The sequence below is a fragment of the Paenibacillus rhizophilus genome, from assembly GCF_003854965.1.
GTDB lineage: Bacteria > Bacillota > Bacilli > Paenibacillales > Paenibacillaceae > Paenibacillus_AQ > Paenibacillus_AQ rhizophilus.
Genome location: NZ_RQPI01000001.1, coordinates 811,676 through 834,666, shown reverse-complemented (window position 1 = coordinate 834,666; position 22,991 = coordinate 811,676). Strand labels below are relative to the sequence as shown.

The following is a 22,991-nucleotide window of genomic DNA, read 5'->3' as shown; positions in this document are numbered from 1 at the left end:
TAACGGTACACCGGTAGCCCGTGATGCTGTCTCAGGATCCTGCCGGACGCTGGCCGGCTGCTGGTCTGGAGGTACCGCCCACGCATACCGCTCCCCACTGGAGGTGCGGCTGGTCGGGCGTCTGGCGTCCCGCGCGGCAGTAATCCGCACACCGCCCGACCAGCCAGCAGGGGACCTTCGGACCGTGAAGTTTAGCACATCACCAGGGCACTGGGCCGTTTTCGTCGAAGAAACCGCCCGTCGGGGCTTCGTCGCCAACGGTGGCCCAGTGCACTGAGGCGCGTGCTCCCTCCTCCGTGGTGAGTACACCACGGAAACCGTTCAGGTCGGTTGCGACGTATCCGGGCGTCACGGCATTGATCTTCACATGCGCCAGTGCAGGGTCGTCGAGGAAGGCGTTGGCGTACTTGACGGTCAACATGTTCAATGCTACTTTCGACGCCGAGTAGGAGAACGATTCGTGGGAGCGGGCGAACATGGACCCCGTCTCGGTGGCCCTGGCGAACATGGCTGAGTCGCTGGAGACGTTGACGATCCTTGGCGACTTGGATTCACGCAGCAGCGGAAGCATCGCGTGGATAACGCGGACCGTACCGAAGACGTTGGTCTCGAACTCCGTATGCATGCCCTCGGCGGTCACCTCGGTCGCCTGCTTGCGCACGATAACGCCCGCATTGTTCACGAGCACGTCCAAGCGCCCGAAAGTGCTGCGGACGTATTCGGCTGCGGTCGTGACTGAGGTATCGTCCGTGATGTCGATCTGGAGGGGTTTCACCGTGAGGCCAGCCTCGGCGAGTTCCTGGGCCGCGTCGGCGCCGAGCTGGGCGTCTCGGCTGCCGAGCAGGACGGTCATGCCTCGCTCGGCCAGCTGGCGCACCGTGGCCAGCCCCACCCCCTTGTTGCCCCCCGTGACCAGGGCGTACTTGGCATCATTCATCTTAGCGTCATTCATGGATGTCACTCCTCGTATTAGTAGAATAAGGAACCGTAAGTAAAATCATAAAGCCTCTCTAAATGATGCTACCCTTTTATGATTTTCGGCAGCCAGGATATCTTCAGAGTGTTTTCACATCATACATTGCTTAATTAGAACTCATTATGGTTTTAGGCTCAAGATATTCTTCGAGGCCATATATACCACCCTCACGCCCGATTCCAGATTGTTTAAAGCCACCATAGGGAGCTCTCATTTCGAAAATACCATCATTAATGAGAACTGTTCCGGCAACAAGCTGAGAAGCAATGCGGTTCGCTTTTTCTATATTAGAAGAACTGATATATGCACCTAATCCATACTCTGTGTCATTTGCAATTTCTACCGCTTCTTCCTCCGTTCGATACGTTAAAATAGATAGTACGGGTCCAAATATTTCTTCTCTGGCAATCGTCATATCTCTGTTTACATTTGCAAAAACGGTCGGTTTTACAAAATAACCTTTCTCTAATCCTTCAGGGTGTCCTTCTCCGCCAATTACTAAATCCGCACCTTCCTCCATACCTATTTTGATATATCGTTGAACTCTTTTGTATTGATTTTCATTCATCAGTGGGCCGATAAATGTGTCATTTTCCCATGGATAACCCACCTTGGTATTCTCAACCGCCACTTTGATGAGTTCTTTTACTTCATCAAGTCGATGCTCTGGTACCAATAATCTGCTGCCGGCAATGCACATCTGCCCGTGATTTCCAAAAGCACTCGTAACGGCACGAGGGATTGCTTTTGTATAGTCTGCATCATCCAGAATGATATTTGCTGATTTGCCCCCCAATTCCAGAACGACTCTTTTCATTGTATCAATAGCACTATGCTGTATAACCTTTGCAGTATTCGCAGAGCCTGTAAAAGAAATCATTGCAATATCCGGATTACGGGATAATTCAGCACCAACTGAAGTTCCCAATCCATACACAATATTAACTACACCGGCAGGCAATCCGGCGTCATGGAAGCACTCAGCCAATATTTGAGTCTGAATGGAGGAAAATTCACTAGCCTTTACAACGATCGTGCAGCCTGCTGATATGGCTGTAGCCACTTTTATAGCAATCTGGGAATTGTTTGCATTCCAAGGCGTAATCGCAGCTGCGACGCCCAACGGTTCAAAAACAACCTTTGCTTTCCCAATATGTCTGGTAAATTCAAAAGCCTCCATTGCTTCTTTTGCTAAAAGGAAGCTATCAGCCGAAATCTGAGTTCTAAATTCTGCTGCCTTAGCTGTAGCACCATATTCCTCCATGCACGCTTGGTTTAAATCAGCAGCCCTTGACAGAATTGCGTCGTGTATCCGTTGCAGCATTAGCCCCCGTTCTTTAATTGATGTTCGTGAGAAAGTTTTAAATGCTTCTTTCGCGGCTGCGATCGCCTTTCTGGTATCTGTTTCATTTCCCAACAGCACCTGTCCAATTAATTCTTCTGTTGACGGATTGATAATATCCATTCGCTCCGTTCCGTCGGGTTTGACAAATTCTCCATTGATGTATACCTTGTCAATAAGTTTCATTACTGCATTCCTGTTCATCCATTTACCTCCTATGAGATATTTATGATTACTTGCTTCGTGAATCACTATACTCAGTTCAAGTAACTTGAAGTCAAATATTATTTTTAAAAAAATTTTCGTGGAAACTATCTATTAAACTCTAATAAGCATGACTTGTTCTTCTTCCACTCATATGTTATCGTAATTTTTGTATATTCAAGTAACTTGAACAAAGGGATATAGGAGAGAAATAATATGGAAGAATTTATTTATGGAACCGAACCCCAATACTCAATTAAGGAAGTATCCAAAATAACTAACCTACCCAAACCAACAATCCGTTATTATGAAGATATCGGTTTGCTGCAAGGTGTAGCGCGAGATAAGAATAACATCCGCCTGTTCTCTGATGATCAAATCATGAGATTGAGAATGATTCAATGTATGAGAAGCACAGGAATGGGAATTGATATGATCCACCATTATCTCGGCCTCTCAAGGGAAGATAAAATGGAACTGAAAGAGAAATACTCCATTGTCTTAGACCAAGAAGAACTACTTTTAGCCAAAAAACACGAGATTGAGGCACAACTGGCTCTTATTGAGCACAAAAAAGCTAACTATGAAAAAGATTTAAATGAGGCATATAATGTAGTGCAACAAACTTAACACTGAAGTATGTAAATTTAATGATGAAACAATCGGATACCCGAATTGGCCATCACCATTCCGTTTTCGTTTGCTGCCTCTATGACCTGATCATCACGCAGTGAATTTCCGGTTTGAACCAAGTACCTGACACCACTTTGAGCAGCTCGATCAATATTATCACGGAAAGGCAGAAAAGCGTCGGAAACATAGGAAACATCTTTTAAGCCTCTTAGCCAATTTTGCTTCTCAGTTTTCGTAAGCCGATCAGGTACCACGTTAAAATATTGTGTCCACTGTTTTTCTTCGGCAAGTGTAAAGTCCTCATTAATCCAGCCGTCAATCGCATTATTTACCTCCGAACGGGAGATTCCGGCACGGAAATCCATTTGGTGTACAATCGGATGCTGCCTTAGCCACCAATTGTCCGCTTTTCCCGCCGCAAGTCGTGTACAATGAATTCGTGATTGCTGCCCTGCGCCAACTCCAATTGTCTGGCCATCCAACGCAAAACAAACGGAATTGGACTGAGTGTATTTGAGGGTAATCAGAGCAACGAGAAGATCCCTCTTGGCGTTATCGGGAATTATTTGTTGTGTTGTTACAATGTTCTTAAAGAGTTCCTCTGAAATCTCTACATCATTTCGATCTTGCTCCATCGTGATACCGAACACAGATCTTGTTTCGATCGGATCAGGTATGTAGTCCGGATCGATCTCTATGATGAGGTATTTTCCGTTCTTTTTCTTTTTTAGAAGTGTCAAAGCATCTTCATCATATCCTGGTGCAACAATGATATCGGAGACCTCTTTTTTGAGTAAATTCGCTACGGTCACATCGACCCGATCGCTAAAAGCTGCACAGTCACCAAACGAAGACATTCGGTCCGCCCCTCTGGCTCTTGCGTACGCAGTAGCCAAAGGAGATAGTTCCAGACCTTCTACGAAATAAGATTTGACAAGTGACTCACTTAACGGGGAATAAATAGCTGCACCAGCTGGACTTACATGCTTAAACGAGGCTGCTGAGGGTTGACCGATACATCGTCTAAGTTCCCGAACAAGCTGAAAAGCATTTAGTGCATCTAAAAAGTTTATGTAACTTGCATCACCATTCAATATCTTTATGGGCACTGTTCCTGTAGAGTATATTTTTGCCTTTTTTTGATGCGGGTTCATTCCATACCGTAGAGCAATTTCCATCTAAACTTATCCCCTTTCAGAATTTCGCAAAATAAAAAAGTATTCGAACTTAAGTCCAAATACTTTACCCAGGCGAACGGCTGTTATTCTGTGTGCTCCCTCGTGGTTCACCACGTTTACGCCAGTTACACACACCAAAATTTTACTTTAATTATATTCAGATAATTCTAAAAAAACAAGATCGGTTTGCCACTTCTCGAGGTGGCGCTTTTCAAACTCTTGATCACTTAAACTTCTCAAATTCGTTTTTCAACCAGTGCTGATTCTGATGCGCAATGTACTATTCCAATCGAATCAATAAATCAACCAGCTCAGGCTTGGTAAGCTTCATATGACACAAATCTACCCACTTTATATTTCAGGACCCTCTACATTGCACTTAATTCTACAACAAAGCCGCTTGGAGTATTGGTGGTTCTCATATGGCTAAAGTGGATCGACGAATACTGAAAACTCAAGAAGCAATCAAAAAAGCTGTTGTTGAATTGGTGACGGAAAAAGATTTTGATTCCATCACAATCCAGGAAATCTCGGATCGAGCAAATGTTAGCCGAAAAACGATCTATCTTCATTACACAGATAAATTTGATTTATTGGATAAGCTCATTGAAGAGCACATTAATGAACTCCGAGAAATTTGCGAATCTGAATCGACTTCTTCAGAAGGCAATTTCAGTTGGTTCGAGTACTTTGAAGAAAAATATTCCTTCTTTTCGGTGATGCCGGCTAGTAAAGGAGCTCCATTTTTTCGCAAAAGATTCCTTGAGTTTGTTATCGAGGATATACGCAATGGATGGGAGATGACCGAAGGGAAAAAGAGCGGATTAAGCGAGGATGTTCTTGTCCAATTTTTTGCACCAGCATATGTGGGACTTGTGGAATGGTGGTTTAAGTATGAAATGCCCTATCCACCACATATCATGGAAGAACAAGTGGGGAATATACTAGAGAAGAACCTATCGTAGTATTGATAAAAAAAAGAAGCAGTTGCACTGGTAAACTACTCCTTGCTAGGCTTCAATCAATTTTTATTTGTATTTGTCTTGTTCATATTCTTGGAGAATTGCTTTCGCCATTTCGAAGTAAGCGTTCCTCTTTGCTCGTAATACTCCTGTGTTCTAATTGCTCACGAAGAGATTTATTTTCGAGCCTCAAAGATATGATTTCTTGGAGTTGAGATAAGATTAAATCCTCTAATTTCACAATTTTATTCTGCATGCTTTCTCTTTCATACGGATCGCTCATGTTCTCACCTTTTTCATTTTGTTGTTTAAGAAATCACTAATAGCTCCTCTTCTATTTTCAGTACAAACATTAAATCTCTGCCCAGATAAGTTTCAATAGGGTTTAATCAAAATCTGTAAGTGAAATTCTGTACAGCTTATCATCATTCTCCTGTGGGTCTCCACGGCCGTCACTATTATTACTGATGAAATAAAGAAAGTTATCTTCAATTCTTACATCTCGAATTCTTCCAAGCCCGGTAATAACACTGCGGTGTTCACCTGTGTTAAGGTCAAATTCTAAAACGGCAGTCCCTCTCAAGGCAGCAATATACAATTTGTTATTATCATAGTCCATACCAGATGGCGCCCACGTAGTTGCATCTCCAGAAGTGTATAGCGGTGAGACCATCCTACTCTTTTCTTCGTTTCCTTCAATGATCGGCCAGCCATAATTCTGACCGGGTTCTATATGATTTATCTCATCATTCTGACTGTTTCCGTGCTCACTGGCATACAGCTTTCCATCAGTCGACCAGGCTAATCCTTGAGGATTTCGGTGTCCATAACTATAGACATAGGAATTGGGATAAGGATTGTCACTCGGAACCGATCCATCCAGATTGATTCTTAAAATTTTCTCTCCCAATGAATCGAGATCTTGTGCAACCTCAGACTCATAAGCATCTCCGGCTGTTGCATAAAGTTTTCCGTCAGGTCCAATTTTAAGTCTTCCCCCATGATGCGCAGGACCGCTTGGAATACGATCAAGAAGCACATTGTTTTCGCTCCAAACGCCATCATCCAAACGGAGTGTTACAATACGGTTAATTCGTTCGGAGTTATCTTCATACGAATAATATGCATAAGCCAGATTCGATTCCTGAAAATCAGGAGCGAGTACAAATCCTAGTAAACCTGCCTCCGAAGCTGTCGATAGCCGGTTCTTAAGCTCTACCTTCTGCCTGTCCACTTTTCCATTTTCGATTCTAATAATGACTCCTGGTCTTTCTGACAAATAAAAAGTATCCCCTTCTTTTTCTATCGACCCAAGGAACCTCAAGATTTTCCGCAATTATTTCTACATTTAAATTACTTTCTGCATTTTGGGTACTTTCAGTGGCTTGAGTGTTACCTATTGTATTTTGTTGTTCCTTAAAAGAACATCCAACAAGCAACAGAATGATCATTATAATGCTCTGGGCTTTTTTCAACATGGTCACCTCAACCCTTAGGACATCATATACAGCAGACCTCTTCCTGGGTCCGAGACACCTAAAGCAATAACACCTGCAAGTATGGGACCTGTACACGGGGTCCATCCGGCCGCAAAACCGATGCCGATAAGTATAGACCCAGCATATCCCGCAGGCTTCTTTTGAAAGTGGATTTTCTTGCTTGAAAGTAAAAAGTCAAATTTAAGCATACCTGTAAGGACCAAACCAAAGAACACCATCAAAATAGCGCCTATTTGCCTTAAAACATCATGATACTCAGCAAAAAAGTTTCCAATGAAAGACGTTGACAAGCCTAAAGCCAAGAAAATAATGGAAAACCCCAGCAAAAACAGGATCGTATTGATATAAGCATTAATTCTTAAAATCCCTCGTTCTGTCTTCAGGCTATGGACTGACATTCCAGTGATATACGATACAAAGGCTGGATACAGAGGCAATGAACAAGGGGATATGAATGATAACATTCCGGCACCAAATGCTAAGAACAAATTTAACTGTCCCACTAATTAATACTTGGTATGATCACGGTTTTATTAATTCCATGTAATTTGCTATATCTTTTTCAGTCATAGGGCCGGTTATAACCTTTTGAATAGTTCCGTTCTTATCAATCAAGAATGAAGTCGGAATTGGGATAATATCATAAGCTTCAGTGACTGCTTGATCCTTATCTTTCAGAACCGGGAATGTAAGTCCATGTCTTTCCACGAAAGATTCAATGGCAATGTCGCTTTCCGCAATATTAACAGCCAATATTTCTACACCAAGGTTTTTATAGCGTTTATACTGGCTCTCCATATAAGGCATTTCCTGCTCGCATGGTTTGCACCATGTCCCCCAGAAATTCAAAAAAACCCCTCTTCCCTTGAAGTCTGAAAGTTGAACTTTATTTCCTTGCATATCTTCAAGGACAAAATTAGGCGCTTGATCTCCTGCCTGAACCCGAATTTTTTCAGTAAAAAAATGTTGATACAGTGTGTAAGTTATAGCTGAAATCATAATAAGCAGCAGACTCGCGCGAAGAATAAATCTGGTCTTTCTGTTCCTCATCTGAACCTCCTTTAGGCGTAAGAGTGCAGTCCGGCGATAATCAGATTCACAAAAACCAGGTTGAAAATAATGATTCCAAAACCGATGACTCCAAGCCATGCTGATCTTTCACCCTGCCACCCCCTGGAGAGCCGCAAATGCAAATATCCAGCATAAAATAACCATGTAATCAGAGCCCATACTTCCTTGGGATCCCACCCCCAAAAACGCGTCCAAGCGATTTGAGCCCAAATCATCGCAAAAATGAGCGCACCCAAAGTAAATATCGGAAATCCAATGGCTACCGACCTGTATCCTATTTCATCAACCAAATCAAGCTTAATATTCTTCGTTAACGGCTGAAGAGCTGCAGAAATTCTTTTCCTGAACATCAGTCTTAGTATGAAGTACAAAAGTAAACCCGTAACTGCAGACCAAATGACTGTATTTAGTTTTGCTGCGTCAATAACAGCCGGTACATAGGCTAAAGCCTCCATCCTGCCTTCAGTAAGCAGCTCACCTTGATTAGGTCCTATAAGTGAAGGAAGACTGTAAGTGGTTTCCGTCTCTTGGCCATTATGATCGACCCACCTATAAACTGCTTCATATTGTAATCCTCTAAAAACCAAAGTAATGACTATAAAAGCAAGTGTTGCCACCATGGAGTACATGATCACCTCAAGCCAGAAGGTTTTCATGGATCGTTTCGTTTGGTCAACGGAACGAAGTAAATAAATGATACCTGCAATAAAGCTGCTGGCTAAAACAGCGGAACCCAGTGCCGTTGTGGTTACATGAATAGCTAGCCAATCCGATTGTAATGCCGGGATTAATGGAGAAACATTTGTAGGGAACAGGCTCCCATAGGAAATCATTAATAAGGTAATCGGTAAAGTGAATAACCCCAGGATGGACACTTTGTATAAAAAATAAAGGATGATAAATCCCAGCACAAACATCATAGAAAAAGCTGTTACGAACTCGAACATATTGCTAACTGGCGCGTGTCCGGAAGCCATCCATCTAGTGATAAAATAACCCAGATGTGTAACAAAGCCCAGAATAGTCACGCTTATTGCGGCTGCAGCCCATTTACTTGGTTTTTCGTATTGTTTTCTTCGATCACGAATAGCTCCGCCAAACAGAAAGGTTGAAATTAAATATAGAAAGAATGCTGCATAAAGCAGGTTACTGCTAAAAGCGATCATTATTCTCCCCCTTCTACCTTGTTTTCGCTTTTTCTGTCTGTTTGATCCGTTAATTCTTGAAGACCGGTTTCTTTTAAAATAGGGTTTATTTCATTTTGGATACCGTACCAATTTTTATTGGCATGGCCCGCAATGAATATGGCGTCACCACTTCTCCTGATCCATATTCTCCGATGGTTCCAGTACATCCCTTGGATAACCCCAATCATGAAAATGGCTCCTCCCACTCCAAGAATCCATAACGTATTGTCTTTACGAACGGCAAGGGCGGATACATTTTTCATTTCAACGTTTTCAAATTTCATTTGTAATTGATTATCTCCGCCCGGTTCAATGGTGTTTCGAATAGCAACAAAACTTTTTTCTCCAACCGGGTTTTCGGGAGATATCATGTTAAAGACAAAAGCTGGATTATCAGGAATTTGTGATTTTGTTGCCGGCTGACCTTGCCCATCGAAATAGAAATCCGGAAAATATTCCAAAATCTCAACCTTATATTCATTGCCCAGATCATAGCTTTTTTCTGGATTTAACAAATCGATCGTAATCCGACCGAAGCTCTTTTCAGTCTTCTTATCAACTAAACTAAAGGTCATCTTATTAAGTTCATTTAATTGGTAGGAAACCTGGTAAAGAGCAAAGGCATCATGTCTTAAAGGATGGTTCACTTTGATTTGCTCATCTTTCACCTTTACGAGCCTTGGTGTGTCTCCATAAAGGATTTCTCCTTTACGTTCATACAAGGTCACATTCGTTTGATAATTTTTAACGACATTCTCTTGACCTTTTGGATAGGTTTCCAGAATAAACTTGTCACTGCTTAAATAGTACTTTCCACTGGTTCCCAGAATAACACTGGTTTCACCATCACGAATCCAAAGCGTTTCGTCTATATACATTCCCGGTATAAATCGAAGCATTCCTCCAATTAGGAAGATAATCAGGCCAGCGTGATTAACATACGGTCCCCATCTTGAAAATCGATTTTTCTCAGCCAGAAAATTCCCATTCTCTTCCCGAATACGGTACCGTTTATTCCTTAGTTTGGATATTACAAAGTCTAACTGTTTATCTGATTTCTCAGTCACTTTGGTTTCACTGAAAAGACGTTGTCTGCGCATAAAGCTTTCATGCCGCGTTACTCCTTGATTTTTCAAAGCAAAATATAGCGGAACAACCCGGTCTAAACTCGCAATCACAAGCGATATTCCCAAAGCCGCCAGCAGCAGAAAATACCACCAGGATTCATACAGCCTGTTAAAACCCAACTGATAATAGATTTGGCCTAAAAAACCGTACCTATCCCGATAGAAATCTTCCGGCACAACATTTTGCGGGATATACATTTGCTGAGGAAAAATGGTTCCAATCATAGAAGCGATTAAAATAAGAGCAATAATGCCCACTCCTACTTTAACGGATGAGAAAAAGTTCCAAATCCTGTCAAGTGGTGTTTTTTTATAGGTTTGTGAACGTCTTGCACTTCCTTCATAACGCAGATCAACCGACTTTTCCGATAGTTCTTTACCAACTTGTTTCCCGCAAGACTCACAAAGAATGGTTCCGTATGGATTAACATGACCGCATTCGCAATTTACACGTTCCAATACTAAAAACTCCCTATATTTGTCTTTGTCCCTGTTGTTGAACAAATTTCAAAGCATAGTGCGTCCCGGAAATATAGATTCCCATGATGGACAGGTAGTCGATTACAAATTTTATGGCAGAATCATCATTCGACCAGCTACCAAATGGATTATAAATGGTTAGTTTAGAACCTATTTCTCTTTCAAAGGAAGCATACACCCCGTAAAATACAATCAACACCGCAAGAATACGTAATCCCATGGTGCGAATACGGCTAATACCGGTGATTCCCGTCATTCTCCGTACTGAATTGAGAATCATTCCCCAAGAAAATCCTATGTGTACCGCCATGATGATAAATCCCCAATAGGCCATCTGAACATGCATTTGCCGGAAGATCATATCATTCTTAACCGGAATAAAAGGAAATAGATCACTGGAAATTAGTATTCCGGATACCATCATTACAGCCATTGCTGCAAGAAAAAGTATATTAAGTCCGATTTGTAGAATCCGCCGAAAGTTATGTTTTCCCTGAAGTAGAGAACTAAACCACCGGCGATTTAAAAAAATATGAGCGATAAATAAACCCAATAAAGTAACACCAACGTTTTCATGCACTCTATTTCCGGTAATATAGTAAGCCATTTCTACTAACATGAGAATTGTCATGACCAGGTCAATGATTAGCTTGATTAACACCATTCGACTCAAAACATTCTCCTCTTTCTATTAAGCGATTCAATTAATTTTTATATTGATTTAAGTACATGGTTAAAAGTACATCTTGAAGTAATCCCGCTTTTTCCTCTTCCCCTATTGACCTACTTCCTGCAAGGACTACATCCTTAGATAGATTCGCATGAGCAGGTATTTCAGTTATCTCCCAGTCCTCTGTAGGGATGGCTGCGACTTGGTTTCCTGTACTGCTATTGTTGGATTGTGGAACCGATCCTAGATCAAACTCTTTCATGTCATCTAGTGAAAACGAATATTGGTCTCTTTCCTGATTAGCGTGGCAGGAAAAGCAGCGGCCTATATTATCATCAGCCACTTCTCTGTCAGGAGTGAAATGCTGGAATTCCCATTCCCCAGTACGTTCATCGGGCGAATACTGGGAACCCCATCCTTTGCGTTTTTCCATCACTAAATATTGTTCAAGCTCTCCATCTTTATAGCCTTCGAGAGTGATAACCGTGCCGCTCGGAAGCTCCTCTCCGTTCTGCACGGCTTCAATAGCTTCTCTGTTATTTACATAGATGTTTTCATGAATATCTCCTCTATCATAGGTCGTAAACACGATCGCATCTTTAAGGTCAGGGAATTTCACAAGGTTAGCCCCAGATCCAATTTCAGCGTATTCTCCAGACTCAGCACCCGGGGTACTCTCCTCTTGCTGAGACATATTATTAGACCCTGTCTCCGAGGGCTCCTCCCCTTGCTGAGACATATTATTCATATTCATATTATTATTGTTGCTGCAAGCAGTGAGGGTGAGGGCGAGTAAAGCAGTAAGTGCCAATTGTTTTTTAATCATATTAAATTCCTCCGAATTGGTATTATCGTCTCTACCTGGCTACTTAAATATATGGAACAATAATCCCCCTTTCTTACTTAATTCGAAAACAAAGAAAACCATCATTTATTCGTTAATCAACATAAGTTTATAATTACAAACTAGATGTATACAATGGTTAAATCAATGTGATTCGTTGTTTATTCAACATTTTATTTAAAATTGTTAATTATCAATTTTTAGAGTTATCTCAACAGCGGGTTTAACCTGTTAATAGCAGGCTACTCCTAGACTAGTGAGTATAATCCTGCATTTTCCTGAAAAATAACAGAACCTGCCGTTTTCTGCGGCAGGTTCAAATTTTTAATATATTTCGAATAGAAAATAAATCCTGTTTGCTTCTATGTCCCGTTTGTTCAATGAATGCTAGCAGTATTACAATTTAACCATGACCGACCAAGTATGATTTTTAGCCTTTTGTGTTATGGGGAAAATAGCTGGCCAATACACTCAAACTTTCCTCTCGTAATATGCCCGCTGAAATATCCGGTTTATGGGGAGAATTTTCAAATACAATTTGACTGCAATGACTTCCCTGTTCATCCAGTAGATTACACAGGTCTATATCGCTGGCACCATAAACCAATCGCCCAACCTTTGTCCAAACCATTGCGCCGCAACACATAAAACAAGGCTCGCAGCTTGAATATAAGGTGTACTTACGCAAATCGGTAATATGCGTTTATGCACAAAATCTCCGCAGCAACCCTGCTTCTGCATGAAACGTTGGATCGGTTGCCGAATAAATCTGGTTTTCATTAGAATATACAATTTCCCCGCTTTTAACCAATATCGCTCCAAAAGGTTCGTTACCGTGCTCAACCGCAAGTTTAGATAGCCTGATTGCTTCTTTCATAAAAAACTCGTCTTGGTTCATACTTTTTCTCCTTTTATATAGGATAATCTGATGTTATCACATTTCAGTTTTTCTCTTTTCTAAAAATTATAATTCATTTAACCTGCCCTTTAGCTTAATGCCACTCCCGGTCTATTATTTTATTTTTCAGTATTGTATTCAAATCCGACGAGATCCGCTAGTGAAGAGGTGGAAATGATAAGTCCAGAACGAGCCTTACGCATTACTCTACAAAAACCACCATTGATTGATTAAACAACATTCGTTTATACTAATAAAATTGAAACATGCTGCTTTCAATCGTTATAAGAACACGATTTGTTGATTACTCAACAGATCTATATAAAGTATTAATTATCTATAGAAAGTCTGGTGACCCAACAATGAAAGTTGATCGAAGAGTAGCCAAAAGCCAAGAAGCCATTAAGAAGGCTCTTATTGAACTGATGACTGAAAAAAGTTTTGATAACATTACCATTCAAGATATTTCGGACAGGGCAAATGTGAACCGAGGAACCATTTATCTTCATTACCTGGATAAATTCGACCTATTAGATAAGATCATGGAAGAACATATATACAATATGAGTGATTTTTGCGAATCGGCAGCTGAAATGGATTTTTTAGAATCGACTGTACACTGTATGGAATACTTTGAGAATAATTTTTTATTCTTTTCGACGATGTTAGCGAGTGAAGGAGCTTCTTATTTTCGTAGTCGCTTCCTTCAGTTTAATATCGAAGAATTCAGGAAAGATGTGGACATCACACAAGGAAAAAATGCTGGTCAAAATGAAGATATAGTTGTTGAATTTGTTGCTAATGCATACGTAGGGGTAGTTGAATGGTGGTTAAAGAATGGAATGCCTTATCCGCCTCGCGATATGGCAGAAAAAGTTGGAGAGTTATTGGAAAGATTAGTATAAATCAAGTAACTCCATTTAGAAATAATAAAGTTTCCGACCGATGTAGCCCTGTTCAAATAGCCCCACCTGACTATGATGGACGTGATCCGCTCTATTCTGCTGCGGCTACATTAAATTCGGAGCCCTATTGCGTTCGTTTTCCCAACCCGACACCCCACCCTGCAATTCATCAATGGAGCCGATTCGGCGGTTCAGGGGGGGTATGGGATACGGGGTTCATCCTGTCGCTCGACCCACTCCAGCTCTTCGGCTGTCAGCCGAAACCCCATATTTTTTTGTTCATCGGTTGCCCCACAAGGATTTTCTTACCCTATACAATCCCCTCTAACAAATTCCCACCTTTTCTGCCATTACACGAGGTGGATAAGGTATTAACTCCATTTCAGTTGCTGAAAGATAATCGATATTTATTATTCTTTTGTTGAATAAACAACAAAATGCGTTCATTTAACCATTGAAGGCATCCTGTTTTTTTTTATAATTATTAACAGATGTCGATTAATCAATCAATATTGATTTTTCATAAGTGAAGTCAATGTTGGGCATTATACAAGGAAATGTTTTCAAAACAAAAAAAGAAAGGTTGAAGTTTAGCATGTCAAATATTCAAGATAAAGTTGTTGTTATTATGGGTGCGTCAAGTGGGATTGGTGAAGCTACTACCAAGAAACATGCACTAGAGGGAGCAAAATTAGTCATTGCGGCTCGTCGTGAAGATCGTCTAAAAGCTCTTGTTGAATCATTACACAACACTGAAATCTCATACGCGGTTGCCGACGTATCGAATAAAGAGGAAGTTCAAGCAGTTATAGATTTGGCAATTGAAAAATATGGACGTGTAGATGTACTCTACAATAACGCTGGAGTCATGCCAACTGCTCCACTTTCAGAAACTCGCTATGATGAATGGCGTCAAATGTTAGATATTAACATTATGGGTGTGCTTAATGGAATTGCTGCTGTATTACCTATTATGAAGCAGCAACAGTCCGGTCATATTATTTCAACTGATTCCGTAGCTGGACATGTTGTTTATCCAGGGTCTGCTGTATACTGTGGGACTAAGTTTGCAGTTAGAGCAATTATGGAGGGATTACGCCAGGAAGAAAGAGAAAGTAATATTCGTTCAACTATAATTTCACCAGGTGCGGTAAGTACTGAACTTTATACAACAATTAATGATCCTGAAAATCGAGAATGGGTAAAGGATCTTATGAGTAAGGGTGCAGAAGGTCTTTCTTTGAAATCAAGCGATATCGCAGATGCAGTAGCTTATGCGATTAGCACACCTGAAACTGTTGCAGTAAGCGAAATTATAATTCGTCCAACAAAACAGGTTGTCTAATGGATGTTGCGATTAAAAAAATAATTATTCGTCCTGCAGGTCAAATCTCCTAATGAATAATTGCCCCGTAGCTTGTTGAGGGGCAATTATTTATTAATGACAGTTTCAGGATAATCCCTGCTCAATTTATGTTATTTTCAATACTAATTCAAGTGCTAATAAATAATTGAAGATAGGAGTGGCTTTTTTTGTCTAAGCGAAATAATTTACTTATATTAATATTGACCATAGGAGCTTTCGGCATCATAAATACTGAAATGGGGGTTATAGGCATATTACCCTACATTGCTGATCACTTTCATATCAGTATATCTAAGGCCGGGTGGCTGGTGAGTCTCTTCGCACTTACTGTTTCAATTACTGGTCCAACTATGCCGTTATTATTTTCGGGGATGAATCGCAAGAAGGCAATGTTACTCGTACTAGGTATTTTTGTTCTGGGTAATATTGGCTCTATATTTACATCTAACTATGCCATTGCAATAGTTGCGCGTGTGATTCCAGCCATTTTTCATCCCATCTATTTTTCAGCAGCATTTACAATGGCTGCTAACTCAGTTCGCAAGGAAGAAGCTCCAAAAGCTGTTTCAAAAGTTTTTATTGGAGTATCTGCGGGTATGGTGCTCGGTGTACCAATTGCAAGTTTTCTTGCTAGTACGGTTTCGTTTCAATTATCAATGTCATTTTTCGCCATAGTGAACGCTATAGTATTTATTGCTACATTAGTATTTTTCCCTTCTATGCCTGTTAAAGAAAGACTTTCGTATGGAACTCAATTATCGGTATTAAAAAAACCAATTGCTTGGCTTTCCATTGTTGCTGTCATTTTACTAAATTCAGCAGTATTTGGGGTGTATAGTTTTCTTGCTGAGTATCTTAAAACCGTTACGAATGCCTCTGGACAATCAATCAGTTTAATGTTAGTCATATTCGGAGGAGCAAATATTATTGGAAACATTGTGGCTGGGAAGTTACTTACTAAAAATGCCATCAAGACTGTAGTATCTTTTCCTTTTGCATTGGGAGCTGTTTACATCATATTATTCCTATTCGGACAATTCACTTTACCTATGGCTATCATTACTTTAGTTTGGGGAATATTGGCTGGTATAGGAGGTAATATTAATCAATATTGGATTACGTCTGCAGCTCCAGAAGCTCCTGATTTCGCTAATGGATTATTTTTATCGTCCGTTAACTTAGGAACAACATTTGGTACAGCTGTAGGTGGATTATTTATTTCAGAATTAGGTACACAATACGTTGTATTAGTGGGATTATTATCGTTGGTATTAGGTTTGGCCTTTCTTATGTTAAGGAATTACATGAATACTCCTACAAAACAACTTTCTAGATAAGGTTACTAGGAAATAAATGGAGGATTTAAATGTCAAAAGAAAAACAAGTTGCCCTTGTTACCGGCGGGAATCGAGGAATTGGGTATGAGCTGGTCAAACAATTGGCTCTGAATGGTTTTAGAGTCATTTTGACAAGTCGGGATCCAGAGACGGGGCATGCAGCAGTGCAACAGCTAAAGGAGTCAAATCTGGACGTTTCGGTTATGGTGATGGATGTAGATAATCAAGAAAGCATCCGCCAATCTGCGATTACAGTAAATGAGCGGTATGGAAGATTAGACGTATTGATTAATAATGCTGGCGTTTATTTGGATGAAAATGAAAAGTTATTGAATCTGGAACCTTCAATTCTAGAGGGAACGATGGCAACTAATTTCTTCGGCGCTTACCATGTGATTCGTTCTTTTATTTCCCTCATGGAAAAACAAGGCTATGGGAGAATTATTAATGTTTCCTCCGAATATGGAGCGATGAGCGAAATGTCATATCAAGGCGTAGGCGCTTATAAGTTGTCTAAACTTGCCCTAAATGGATTGACACGATTGGTAGCTGCAGAAATCAAGGGTGATATAAAAATAAACGCGGTTGATCCGGGATGGGTAAGTTCAGATATGGGTGGACCATCGGCTCCAAGAACTCCTAAGCAAGCTGCTGAGTCTATCCTTTGGTTAGCGACGATAGGACCTGAAGGACCTTCCGGAAAGTTCTTTAGAGATGGAAAACAAATCCCTTGGTAATTATTAGTAATAATCGGGCGCATATATGTAGTAACAAAAAGCGTAATTTCTCAGCATTAAATTGAGAAATTACGCTTTTTTAATTACGCTACACTACCCTTACACATGAATACAACGTGTGGTGTAACCAAATCTAAGCTTCTCATTAGTCATTAATGGAAAATGTCACCTGAACGCTCCCAGTCCCAAGTGCCGATGTAAGACCGGAGATGTCCTCTATATATCCGATCTTAACGTAACCACCGTATGAATTGGAAAATGTAGTATAGAAAAGTACCAGGGTGTTGGAGGACCATAGCATGATATCGCCTGCATGGATTGTTGCCGGCTTTTCTGTTGATCCAACAGGTAGATCATTAGGGAAATGATAGTGTTTTTCCCGACCATTCAGTTCTGACATATTGACTGTCATCGGCAGCTGTTCAATCAATGCCCTTGTTGTTTCATTATCATACAGTTTTGCAGTGAAAGAAGTATTACCAACCTTGATATTCATGGTAATCATTTCCTCCCCCTCGGGTAGTGCAGGAACACTTGGAGCTGGGCGTTCAGGTTCTGTGGGCTGTGGAGGAACAGTCGGTTCTGCAGATTCTCCTTTCGCTATGCTTTCCATAAAGCGCATAAGCATTGCAGCAGCCTGGGCGCGAGTGGTAGAGCCAATGGGCAACAGCCTGCCGCCACTGCCCTGCATGTTCTGGGTGCCCACCATCCAGTGCATGGCAGTTTCCGCATAGGGGCTGACCTGCGATGCGTCGGTATAACCATCTAATGTTACATAAGCGGAGGTGTCATAGCTCTTCGCCCCGGCGTAACGATACAAGATCGTTGCGAATTGCTCACGGGTAATCAGGCTGTACGGTGCAAATCTTCCGTCGCTTACACCGGTAATTATCTGATTTGCTTCAGCCCAAGCTACGGCTGTCGTGTAGTAGCTGCCGTCGGGAACATCGGAAAAACCACCGTTACCTGACACTATCGGAGAACCTTCGATGCGGTGCAGTACCGTAACAAGCATTGCGCGGGTAATAGGTGTTTCCGGCTCGAAGTTTCCTCCCCCGGTACCGCCCATCAAGTTATTTTCGTCCACATAGTCTATGGCGGTATGATACCATACGCTGTCTGCTACATCATTATAGTCTGCCGCGAAAGCAGTGGCAGCCATACAGAAAATTAAAACAATTCCCAGCATCAGACTAATTAAACGAGATGTCTGTTTTCTCTTCATGAAATCACTCCTCGATTTACTCGTCTAACAGTTCAGCGTGCTTTTCAGAAAAACCGACACAAAGGTACCCGATGAACAGAACAAACTCATTCGGCAAGTGACCATGTAACTTGTACATTGCCTGAACCAAGAGCAGATGCTAGGTTTGAAGGATTGTCCACTCTTCCCAGTGGTACATAACCGCCGTTAGAATTGGAGTGGGTTTCATAGAAAAGCACCAGAATGTTTCCTGACCAGCCCATTATGTCACCGGCATGAATAGTTGCAGGGCGCTCCGTTAATGCGGCAGGAAGATCCTCCGACAGATCATAATACTTCTCCAGCCCATTATGTTCATTCATCTGGAGTGTCATAGGAAATTTCGCAACTAGCGCCTTCGCCGTTTCGTTGTCATTTAATGTTGCTGTAAATGTACTGCTGCCTACAGTAATATTGATGGAAATCACGCCGTTTTCCTTCGTCTCGTTATTTCTTGTTTCAGCCGTTGCGTTTTCAGTAGGTGACGCGGATGGCTGCTCCGTTGGTATTACGGACGGCTGCTCCGTTGGTTTTACGGACGGCTGCTCCGTTGCTTTTATAGGTTCACCACTCGAGAGGGGAGTATCCGATTGAGCAGACCCGGAATTCAACTCATTACGTGCCCCACTACAGGCTGCCAACGCCAATATAATCCAAAGGCAAAACAGTAAGCTTAAGATTTTTCGCATGTTTACCTCCCTAGAAGTATTATGACCATCTTCCGATTGCGGATTTCTAGCCGTATGAGTTTACACCAAGAAAGAGGCACGCCGGTGTAAGCGTGCCCCTAATATTTTGACAGGATTACACGTTATTCATTCCCCATCGTGCTGATGTCGATCACAAATCGATACCGGACATCTGAAGCTAGAACGCGTTCCCAGGCTTCATCGATCTGATTGGCGGAAATAACCTCGATTTCCGGAGCAATGCGGTGTTCAGCGCAGAAGTCAAGCATTTCCTGCGTTTCGCGAATTCCACCGATCATCGATCCGGCAAACGACCGACGATCCAAGATGAGTGAGAATACGTTAACGGATAACGGCTCCGCTGGTGCACCGACGTTGACCAGTGTACCATCCGTCGCCAGCAGCGAAAGGTAGGCACTAATATCAATCTTCGCGCTCACGGTATTCACGATGAGGTCAAACGAACCAGCCAGTTGCTTAAACGTCTCCGGATCGCTCGTGGCATAATAATGGTCTGCGCCAAGTCCCAACCCGTCTTCTTTCTTCTTCAAAGTTTGTGATAATACAGTAACCTCAGCCCCCATAGCATGAGCTAGCTTTACAGCCATGTGTCCAAGCCCGCCAAGTCCAACAACAGCTATTCTTTTGCCAGGCGCAGCTTCCCAATGACGCAGCGGCGAGTATGTCGTGATGCCAGCACAGAGCAGCGGAGCAGCGACATCAAGCTCAATACCATCAGGAATTCGGAGTACGAAATCTTCGGTTACGACAATGTGGGTAGAATAACCTCCCTGCGTAAATTGCCCATACCTGTCGATAGCCGCATAGGTGCCCGTCATGCCATTGAGGCAATACTGCTCCTCTCCCTTATGGCAGTTATCACATTCTCCGCAGGAGTCAACCATACAACCTACTCCTACCCGGTCGCCCACAGTGAACTTTGTGACTTCCGAACCAACCCGAATGACAATTCCTGCTATCTCGTGTCCCGGAACAAGAGGATAGTTTACCGGCCCCCAATCGCCGCGAGCTGTGTGAATGTCGGAGTGGCAAACACCAGCGTATTTAATCTCAATGAGGACATCATGCGGCTCAAGATCCCTTCGCTCGATAATAGTCAGTTTGAACGGACCTTCTGGACTGTATACAGCACGTGCATCAGCAATAATCATATATAACCTCCTGCAATCTATAAATTATTGGTCCTTTGCTAATTAAGTCAGAATGTTAGAAGCAAAATGATTTAACTTATGGTTACAATAATAAACAGAATCAAAATGCTTTCAATGGTTAAAAGAACGCAACATGTTGTTTATTCAACAAAACAATAAAAAATGTTGGTTAATCTTAGCCGTATGGAATTCTATTCAAACAAAAAGTGTGAATCCCGACAAGATATGCGGGATTCACACAGCGTTTCACTCAACGTGCCATTGGCACGCAAAGCTCTCTACTATCTTCAACACAAGCCTTATTTTTACTTCAGATTTGCTTTGAAGAAGGACTCGAGCTTGTTGAACGGGATGTACTCCATTTTGTCGTACAGATCCACATGCCCTGCGCCTGGAACAATATAGAGTTCCTTCGGTTCGCCCGCCAGCTTGAAGGCGTCTTCGCTGTAGTATCTGGAGTGGGCATTCTCGCCAGCGATGAACAGAAGTGGACGCGGAGAAATCGTCTCAATATGCTCGAACGGGTAAAAGTTCACGAGCGCCCCTCTGCTAGTAAGGCTGTAGGGCAATGAGCGGGGGTGATATCCCCTTGGCGTACCGTAGTATTCAGAGAACTCTCGGACTGCTGCTTCTGCTGAGGGTTTTAGTTCCACTGAAGTTACGCCGCCGTAATTTATCTGTCCGCTCTCAAAATCGGTCCAGCGCTGTTCAGCGGCTTCTTCAAGAGCTTTCATCTGTTCTTCCTTGGTCATTACATCGTTCGGTGTAACCGCTAACCCCAATCCCTCACGGGTGGCGCGGCCCATGTCGTACATACTAACTGTCGCGATGGCCTTCAGCCGGGGGTCAATCTGCGCAGCGCTGACCGCGAACCCGCCACTGGCACAAACGCCGATGACGCCAATACGGTTACGGTCCACAAACGGGCGTGTGCCCAAAAAGTCCACGGCGGCGCTGAAATCTTCGGCGAACGTGTCCGGAGAAGCAATATTACGCGGTTGCCCGCCGCTTTCTCCAGTGTAGGAGGGGTCAAAGGCCAGGGTTACAAAGCCCCGTGCTGCCATCTCCTGGGCATACAAGCCGGCCGTCTGTTCCTTCACGCCAGTGAACGGGGGTCCGACAATGATTGCGGGAGATTTCTTTGCTCTTTTCAAGTTTTTAGGAAGATACATATCCGCGACGATGTTAATGCCAAGTCTGTTAGTGTATGAGACTTTTTCAACAGTCACCTTGTTGTTTTGAGGAAAGGTCTTGTCCCATGTTAAGCTATCTGCTGCGGGTGAACCGGTGGTCGCGGATGAAACGGTAGTCGTCGATACAAGCACGCCCAGTACCATCACTGTAAGTAAGTGAAGGCCACGTTTGATCATAGATTTTCTGTTCAATTTAAAAACACCCTTTCAAACATTTTTTGTAAAAGCATGCTCGCCTTTGACCTCGACAAAAAAGAACCGTTGATGATTAATCAACAACTGTATATAATCATAAAAAAGAAACACGATACTCTCAATGGTTAAATGAACGCAATTTGTTGATTACTCCACAAATCAATAGTAATTGTTGATTAAGTTAGATAGAAAAATACACAACAGCAAAAAAGTAAAGGCCAGGTAACGAAAATACCTGGCCTTCTTGATACATAAATTCTTATCTGGAAAGTTGTTGTTTAAGAGTACTCATTCTTAATTTAACATCGAAACTCAATACTTTTTTAATTTCCGATATTTCATGGGTGTAATATTTTGATGTTTTTTAAAGGTATCATCGTGAACCAAAGCTGTGGTGTTTTAACGGAGACTTCATATTCCCATCCCCAGTATTTTACCATTCGTAACCAATTGTTTCTTAGATTACACTTATTGTTTTGGATGGAATCCTTATTGTATACCTCGGTTGCCAGTTCTATGGTCATCCTGAATTTGCAACCTTTGTTTGTCATGATAGGCTCTTATTATCTTTTTAAAGAACGGGTTACGATCCTCTCATCAGTGTGCATGATCGCTGCGGTTGTGGGGTCATTGATTATAGCATGGGGGGACATTGGCGTTTCCAGAGAGGTTTTATTAGAGATGGGCTGTCATTATTGGGGACCGTTTCGATGTCAGTCTATATGCTTGCAGGACAAAAAGTGAGTCATAAAATACCGGCTAATTTCTATAGTGTGATCGTGTTTTTATTGGTGGGAGCGTCATGCTCGTTTACTCATTGATCAACTTATTCTCACAAACTGATTATCGTCCAGCGGATTGGATATATTTCGTTTTGCTCGCGATCATACCAACGATTTTTTGGCATTTTCTTTTTAACCTTTTGTTAAAATCCATCGGAGCGACAACAGTTTTTGCTGGGGGGAATGTTCACCATCGCGGGAATAGCCCTGTACTTCTGGGCAAGGTCGAGAGATACAAAAAAGTTGGCTAAATTCGATAAAAGTGACGTTAATTAGCAGAAGATTAAAGGGAACAAGTTCT

The 22,991-nt window shown here is 42.0% G+C and carries 20 protein-coding genes, 3 pseudogenes and 1 riboswitch; of the genes and pseudogenes, 7 read left to right on the top strand and 16 right to left on the bottom strand.

Annotated features, from left to right (window positions below):
* Positions 1–199 precede the first annotated feature (199 nt).
* Together EH198_RS03890 and EH198_RS03885 are read right to left on the bottom strand one after the other, a co-directional pair.
* On the bottom strand, positions 200–952 hold the full coding sequence (locus EH198_RS03890; protein WP_221621473.1) for an SDR family oxidoreductase: 753 nt from the start codon (positions 950–952) through the stop codon (positions 200–202).
* A 130-nt stretch (positions 953–1,082) separates the two neighbouring features.
* Complete coding sequence (locus tag EH198_RS03885) at positions 1,083–2,522, bottom strand: aldehyde dehydrogenase family protein (RefSeq protein WP_246014081.1); 1,440 nt, start codon at positions 2,520–2,522, stop codon at positions 1,083–1,085.
* 216 nt (positions 2,523–2,738) lie between these two features.
* Between EH198_RS03885 and EH198_RS03880 the strand changes: the two genes are divergently transcribed.
* Positions 2,739–3,152 (top strand): MerR family transcriptional regulator, encoded by a 414-nt coding sequence (locus EH198_RS03880; protein ID WP_124694204.1) that lies wholly within the window; start codon positions 2,739–2,741, stop codon positions 3,150–3,152.
* A 17-nt stretch (positions 3,153–3,169) separates the two neighbouring features.
* Here EH198_RS03880 and EH198_RS03875 read toward each other — a convergent pair whose 3' ends face one another.
* Positions 3,170–4,333 carry a phosphoribosylaminoimidazolecarboxamide formyltransferase gene (locus EH198_RS03875; protein WP_124694203.1) on the bottom strand — a complete coding sequence of 388 codons (1,164 nt, stop codon included), beginning with the start codon at positions 4,331–4,333 and terminating at the stop codon, positions 3,170–3,172.
* Between the two features lie 59 nt (positions 4,334–4,392).
* Positions 4,393–4,472, bottom strand: a riboswitch (ZMP/ZTP riboswitch).
* A 283-nt stretch (positions 4,473–4,755) separates the two neighbouring features.
* Here EH198_RS03875 and EH198_RS03870 point away from each other — a divergent pair.
* A complete protein-coding gene (locus tag EH198_RS03870; RefSeq protein WP_124694202.1) occupies positions 4,756–5,298 on the top strand; it encodes a TetR/AcrR family transcriptional regulator in 543 nt (180 codons plus the stop codon).
* An 82-nt stretch (positions 5,299–5,380) separates the two neighbouring features.
* On the opposite strand, the gene EH198_RS24325 is transcribed toward EH198_RS03870, so the two are convergent.
* From EH198_RS24325 to EH198_RS25280, 9 genes and pseudogenes are all read right to left on the bottom strand, one after another.
* Entirely contained in the window at positions 5,381–5,578 is a 198-nt protein-coding gene (locus EH198_RS24325; protein ID WP_148091480.1) for a hypothetical protein, read from the bottom strand.
* A 102-nt stretch (positions 5,579–5,680) separates the two neighbouring features.
* Positions 5,681–6,773, bottom strand: a pseudogene (locus tag EH198_RS03865) (PQQ-dependent sugar dehydrogenase).
* A gap of 20 nt (positions 6,774–6,793) precedes the next feature.
* A pseudogene (locus tag EH198_RS03860) lies at positions 6,794–7,297 on the bottom strand (cytochrome c biogenesis CcdA family protein); the annotation flags it as partial.
* Between the two features lie 19 nt (positions 7,298–7,316).
* Positions 7,317–7,844 (bottom strand): thiol-disulfide oxidoreductase ResA, encoded by a 528-nt coding sequence (gene resA, locus EH198_RS03855; RefSeq protein WP_124694200.1) that lies wholly within the window; start codon positions 7,842–7,844, stop codon positions 7,317–7,319.
* Positions 7,845–7,855: 11 nt separating this feature from the next.
* The gene (ccsB, locus tag EH198_RS03850) at positions 7,856–9,031 is read right to left on the bottom strand and encodes a c-type cytochrome biogenesis protein CcsB (protein WP_124694199.1); all 1,176 of its coding nucleotides are present in this window, start codon (positions 9,029–9,031) and stop codon (positions 7,856–7,858) included.
* Positions 9,031–10,638, bottom strand: a complete 1,608-nt coding sequence (gene resB / locus EH198_RS03845; protein ID WP_124694198.1) for a cytochrome c biogenesis protein ResB — start codon at positions 10,636–10,638, stop codon at positions 9,031–9,033. Before resB ends, ccsB begins: the two co-directional genes overlap by 1 nt.
* Positions 10,639–10,651: 13 nt before the next feature.
* Complete coding sequence (locus EH198_RS03840) at positions 10,652–11,323, bottom strand: DUF4405 domain-containing protein (RefSeq protein WP_246014106.1); 672 nt, start codon at positions 11,321–11,323, stop codon at positions 10,652–10,654.
* A gap of 40 nt (positions 11,324–11,363) precedes the next feature.
* Complete coding sequence (locus tag EH198_RS03835) at positions 11,364–12,155, bottom strand: cytochrome P460 family protein (RefSeq protein WP_124694196.1); 792 nt, start codon at positions 12,153–12,155, stop codon at positions 11,364–11,366.
* 448 nt (positions 12,156–12,603) lie between these two features.
* Positions 12,604–13,071, bottom strand: a pseudogene (locus EH198_RS25280) (nucleoside deaminase).
* A 362-nt stretch (positions 13,072–13,433) separates the two neighbouring features.
* Between EH198_RS25280 and EH198_RS03825 the strand changes: the two are divergent.
* The 4 genes from EH198_RS03825 (at position 13,434) to EH198_RS03810 (ending at position 17,416) form a co-directional block, all read left to right on the top strand.
* Positions 13,434–13,976: a TetR/AcrR family transcriptional regulator gene (locus tag EH198_RS03825; protein WP_124694195.1), complete on the top strand. Its 543-nt coding sequence runs from the start codon at positions 13,434–13,436 to the stop codon at positions 13,974–13,976.
* 595 nt (positions 13,977–14,571) lie between these two features.
* Positions 14,572–15,321 (top strand): SDR family oxidoreductase, encoded by a 750-nt coding sequence (locus tag EH198_RS03820; protein WP_124694194.1) that lies wholly within the window; start codon positions 14,572–14,574, stop codon positions 15,319–15,321.
* A 188-nt stretch (positions 15,322–15,509) separates the two neighbouring features.
* Positions 15,510–16,679 carry an MFS transporter gene (locus EH198_RS03815; protein ID WP_124694193.1) on the top strand — a complete coding sequence of 390 codons (1,170 nt, stop codon included), beginning with the start codon at positions 15,510–15,512 and terminating at the stop codon, positions 16,677–16,679.
* A gap of 29 nt (positions 16,680–16,708) precedes the next feature.
* Entirely contained in the window at positions 16,709–17,416 is a 708-nt protein-coding gene (locus EH198_RS03810; protein ID WP_124694192.1) for an SDR family oxidoreductase, read from the top strand.
* A 145-nt stretch (positions 17,417–17,561) separates the two neighbouring features.
* Here EH198_RS03810 and EH198_RS03805 read toward each other — a convergent pair whose 3' ends face one another.
* The 4 genes from EH198_RS03805 to EH198_RS03790 all read right to left on the bottom strand — a co-directional run bounded on the left by EH198_RS03805 (position 17,562) and on the right by EH198_RS03790 (position 21,749).
* Positions 17,562–18,641, bottom strand: a complete 1,080-nt coding sequence (locus tag EH198_RS03805) for a cyclophilin-like fold protein (protein ID WP_124694191.1) — start codon at positions 18,639–18,641, stop codon at positions 17,562–17,564.
* 86 nt (positions 18,642–18,727) lie between these two features.
* Positions 18,728–19,348, bottom strand: a complete 621-nt coding sequence (locus EH198_RS03800; RefSeq protein ID WP_124694190.1) for a cyclophilin-like fold protein — start codon at positions 19,346–19,348, stop codon at positions 18,728–18,730.
* A gap of 122 nt (positions 19,349–19,470) precedes the next feature.
* Positions 19,471–20,520 (bottom strand): NAD(P)-dependent alcohol dehydrogenase, encoded by a 1,050-nt coding sequence (locus EH198_RS03795; RefSeq protein WP_124694189.1) that lies wholly within the window; start codon positions 20,518–20,520, stop codon positions 19,471–19,473.
* Between the two features lie 305 nt (positions 20,521–20,825).
* Positions 20,826–21,749: an alpha/beta hydrolase gene (locus tag EH198_RS03790; RefSeq protein WP_342772023.1), complete on the bottom strand. Its 924-nt coding sequence runs from the start codon at positions 21,747–21,749 to the stop codon at positions 20,826–20,828.
* A gap of 516 nt (positions 21,750–22,265) precedes the next feature.
* Here EH198_RS03790 and EH198_RS25415 point away from each other — a divergent pair.
* Entirely contained in the window at positions 22,266–22,652 is a 387-nt protein-coding gene (locus tag EH198_RS25415) for an EamA family transporter (RefSeq protein WP_342772021.1), read from the top strand.
* The last annotated feature ends 339 nt before the right edge of the window (positions 22,653–22,991 follow it).

Bases quoted from the DNA above. Each gene is read 5' to 3' on its own strand.
- EH198_RS03890 (WP_221621473.1), bottom strand. From the start codon at position 952: ATGAATGACGCTAAGATGAATGATGCCAAGTACGCCCTGGTCACGGGG.
- EH198_RS03885 (WP_246014081.1), bottom strand. From the start codon at position 2,522: ATGAACAGGAATGCAGTAATGAAACTTATTGACAAGGTATACATCAAT.
- EH198_RS03880 (WP_124694204.1), top strand. From the start codon at position 2,739: ATGGAAGAATTTATTTATGGAACCGAACCCCAATACTCAATTAAGGAA.
- EH198_RS03875 (WP_124694203.1), bottom strand. From the start codon at position 4,333: ATGGAAATTGCTCTACGGTATGGAATGAACCCGCATCAAAAAAAGGCA.
- EH198_RS03870 (WP_124694202.1), top strand. From the start codon at position 4,756: ATGGCTAAAGTGGATCGACGAATACTGAAAACTCAAGAAGCAATCAAA.
- EH198_RS24325 (WP_148091480.1), bottom strand. From the start codon at position 5,578: ATGAGCGATCCGTATGAAAGAGAAAGCATGCAGAATAAAATTGTGAAA.
- resA (WP_124694200.1), bottom strand. From the start codon at position 7,844: ATGAGGAACAGAAAGACCAGATTTATTCTTCGCGCGAGTCTGCTGCTT.
- ccsB (WP_124694199.1), bottom strand. From the start codon at position 9,031: ATGATCGCTTTTAGCAGTAACCTGCTTTATGCAGCATTCTTTCTATAT.
- EH198_RS03840 (WP_246014106.1), bottom strand. From the start codon at position 11,323: ATGGTGTTAATCAAGCTAATCATTGACCTGGTCATGACAATTCTCATG.
- EH198_RS03835 (WP_124694196.1), bottom strand. From the start codon at position 12,155: ATGATTAAAAAACAATTGGCACTTACTGCTTTACTCGCCCTCACCCTC.
- EH198_RS03825 (WP_124694195.1), top strand. From the start codon at position 13,434: ATGAAAGTTGATCGAAGAGTAGCCAAAAGCCAAGAAGCCATTAAGAAG.
- EH198_RS03820 (WP_124694194.1), top strand. From the start codon at position 14,572: ATGTCAAATATTCAAGATAAAGTTGTTGTTATTATGGGTGCGTCAAGT.
- EH198_RS03810 (WP_124694192.1), top strand. From the start codon at position 16,709: ATGTCAAAAGAAAAACAAGTTGCCCTTGTTACCGGCGGGAATCGAGGA.
- EH198_RS03805 (WP_124694191.1), bottom strand. From the start codon at position 18,641: ATGAAGAGAAAACAGACATCTCGTTTAATTAGTCTGATGCTGGGAATT.
- EH198_RS03800 (WP_124694190.1), bottom strand. From the start codon at position 19,348: ATGCGAAAAATCTTAAGCTTACTGTTTTGCCTTTGGATTATATTGGCG.
- EH198_RS03795 (WP_124694189.1), bottom strand. From the start codon at position 20,520: ATGATTATTGCTGATGCACGTGCTGTATACAGTCCAGAAGGTCCGTTC.
- EH198_RS25415 (WP_342772021.1), top strand. From the start codon at position 22,266: ATGTTTTTTAAAGGTATCATCGTGAACCAAAGCTGTGGTGTTTTAACG.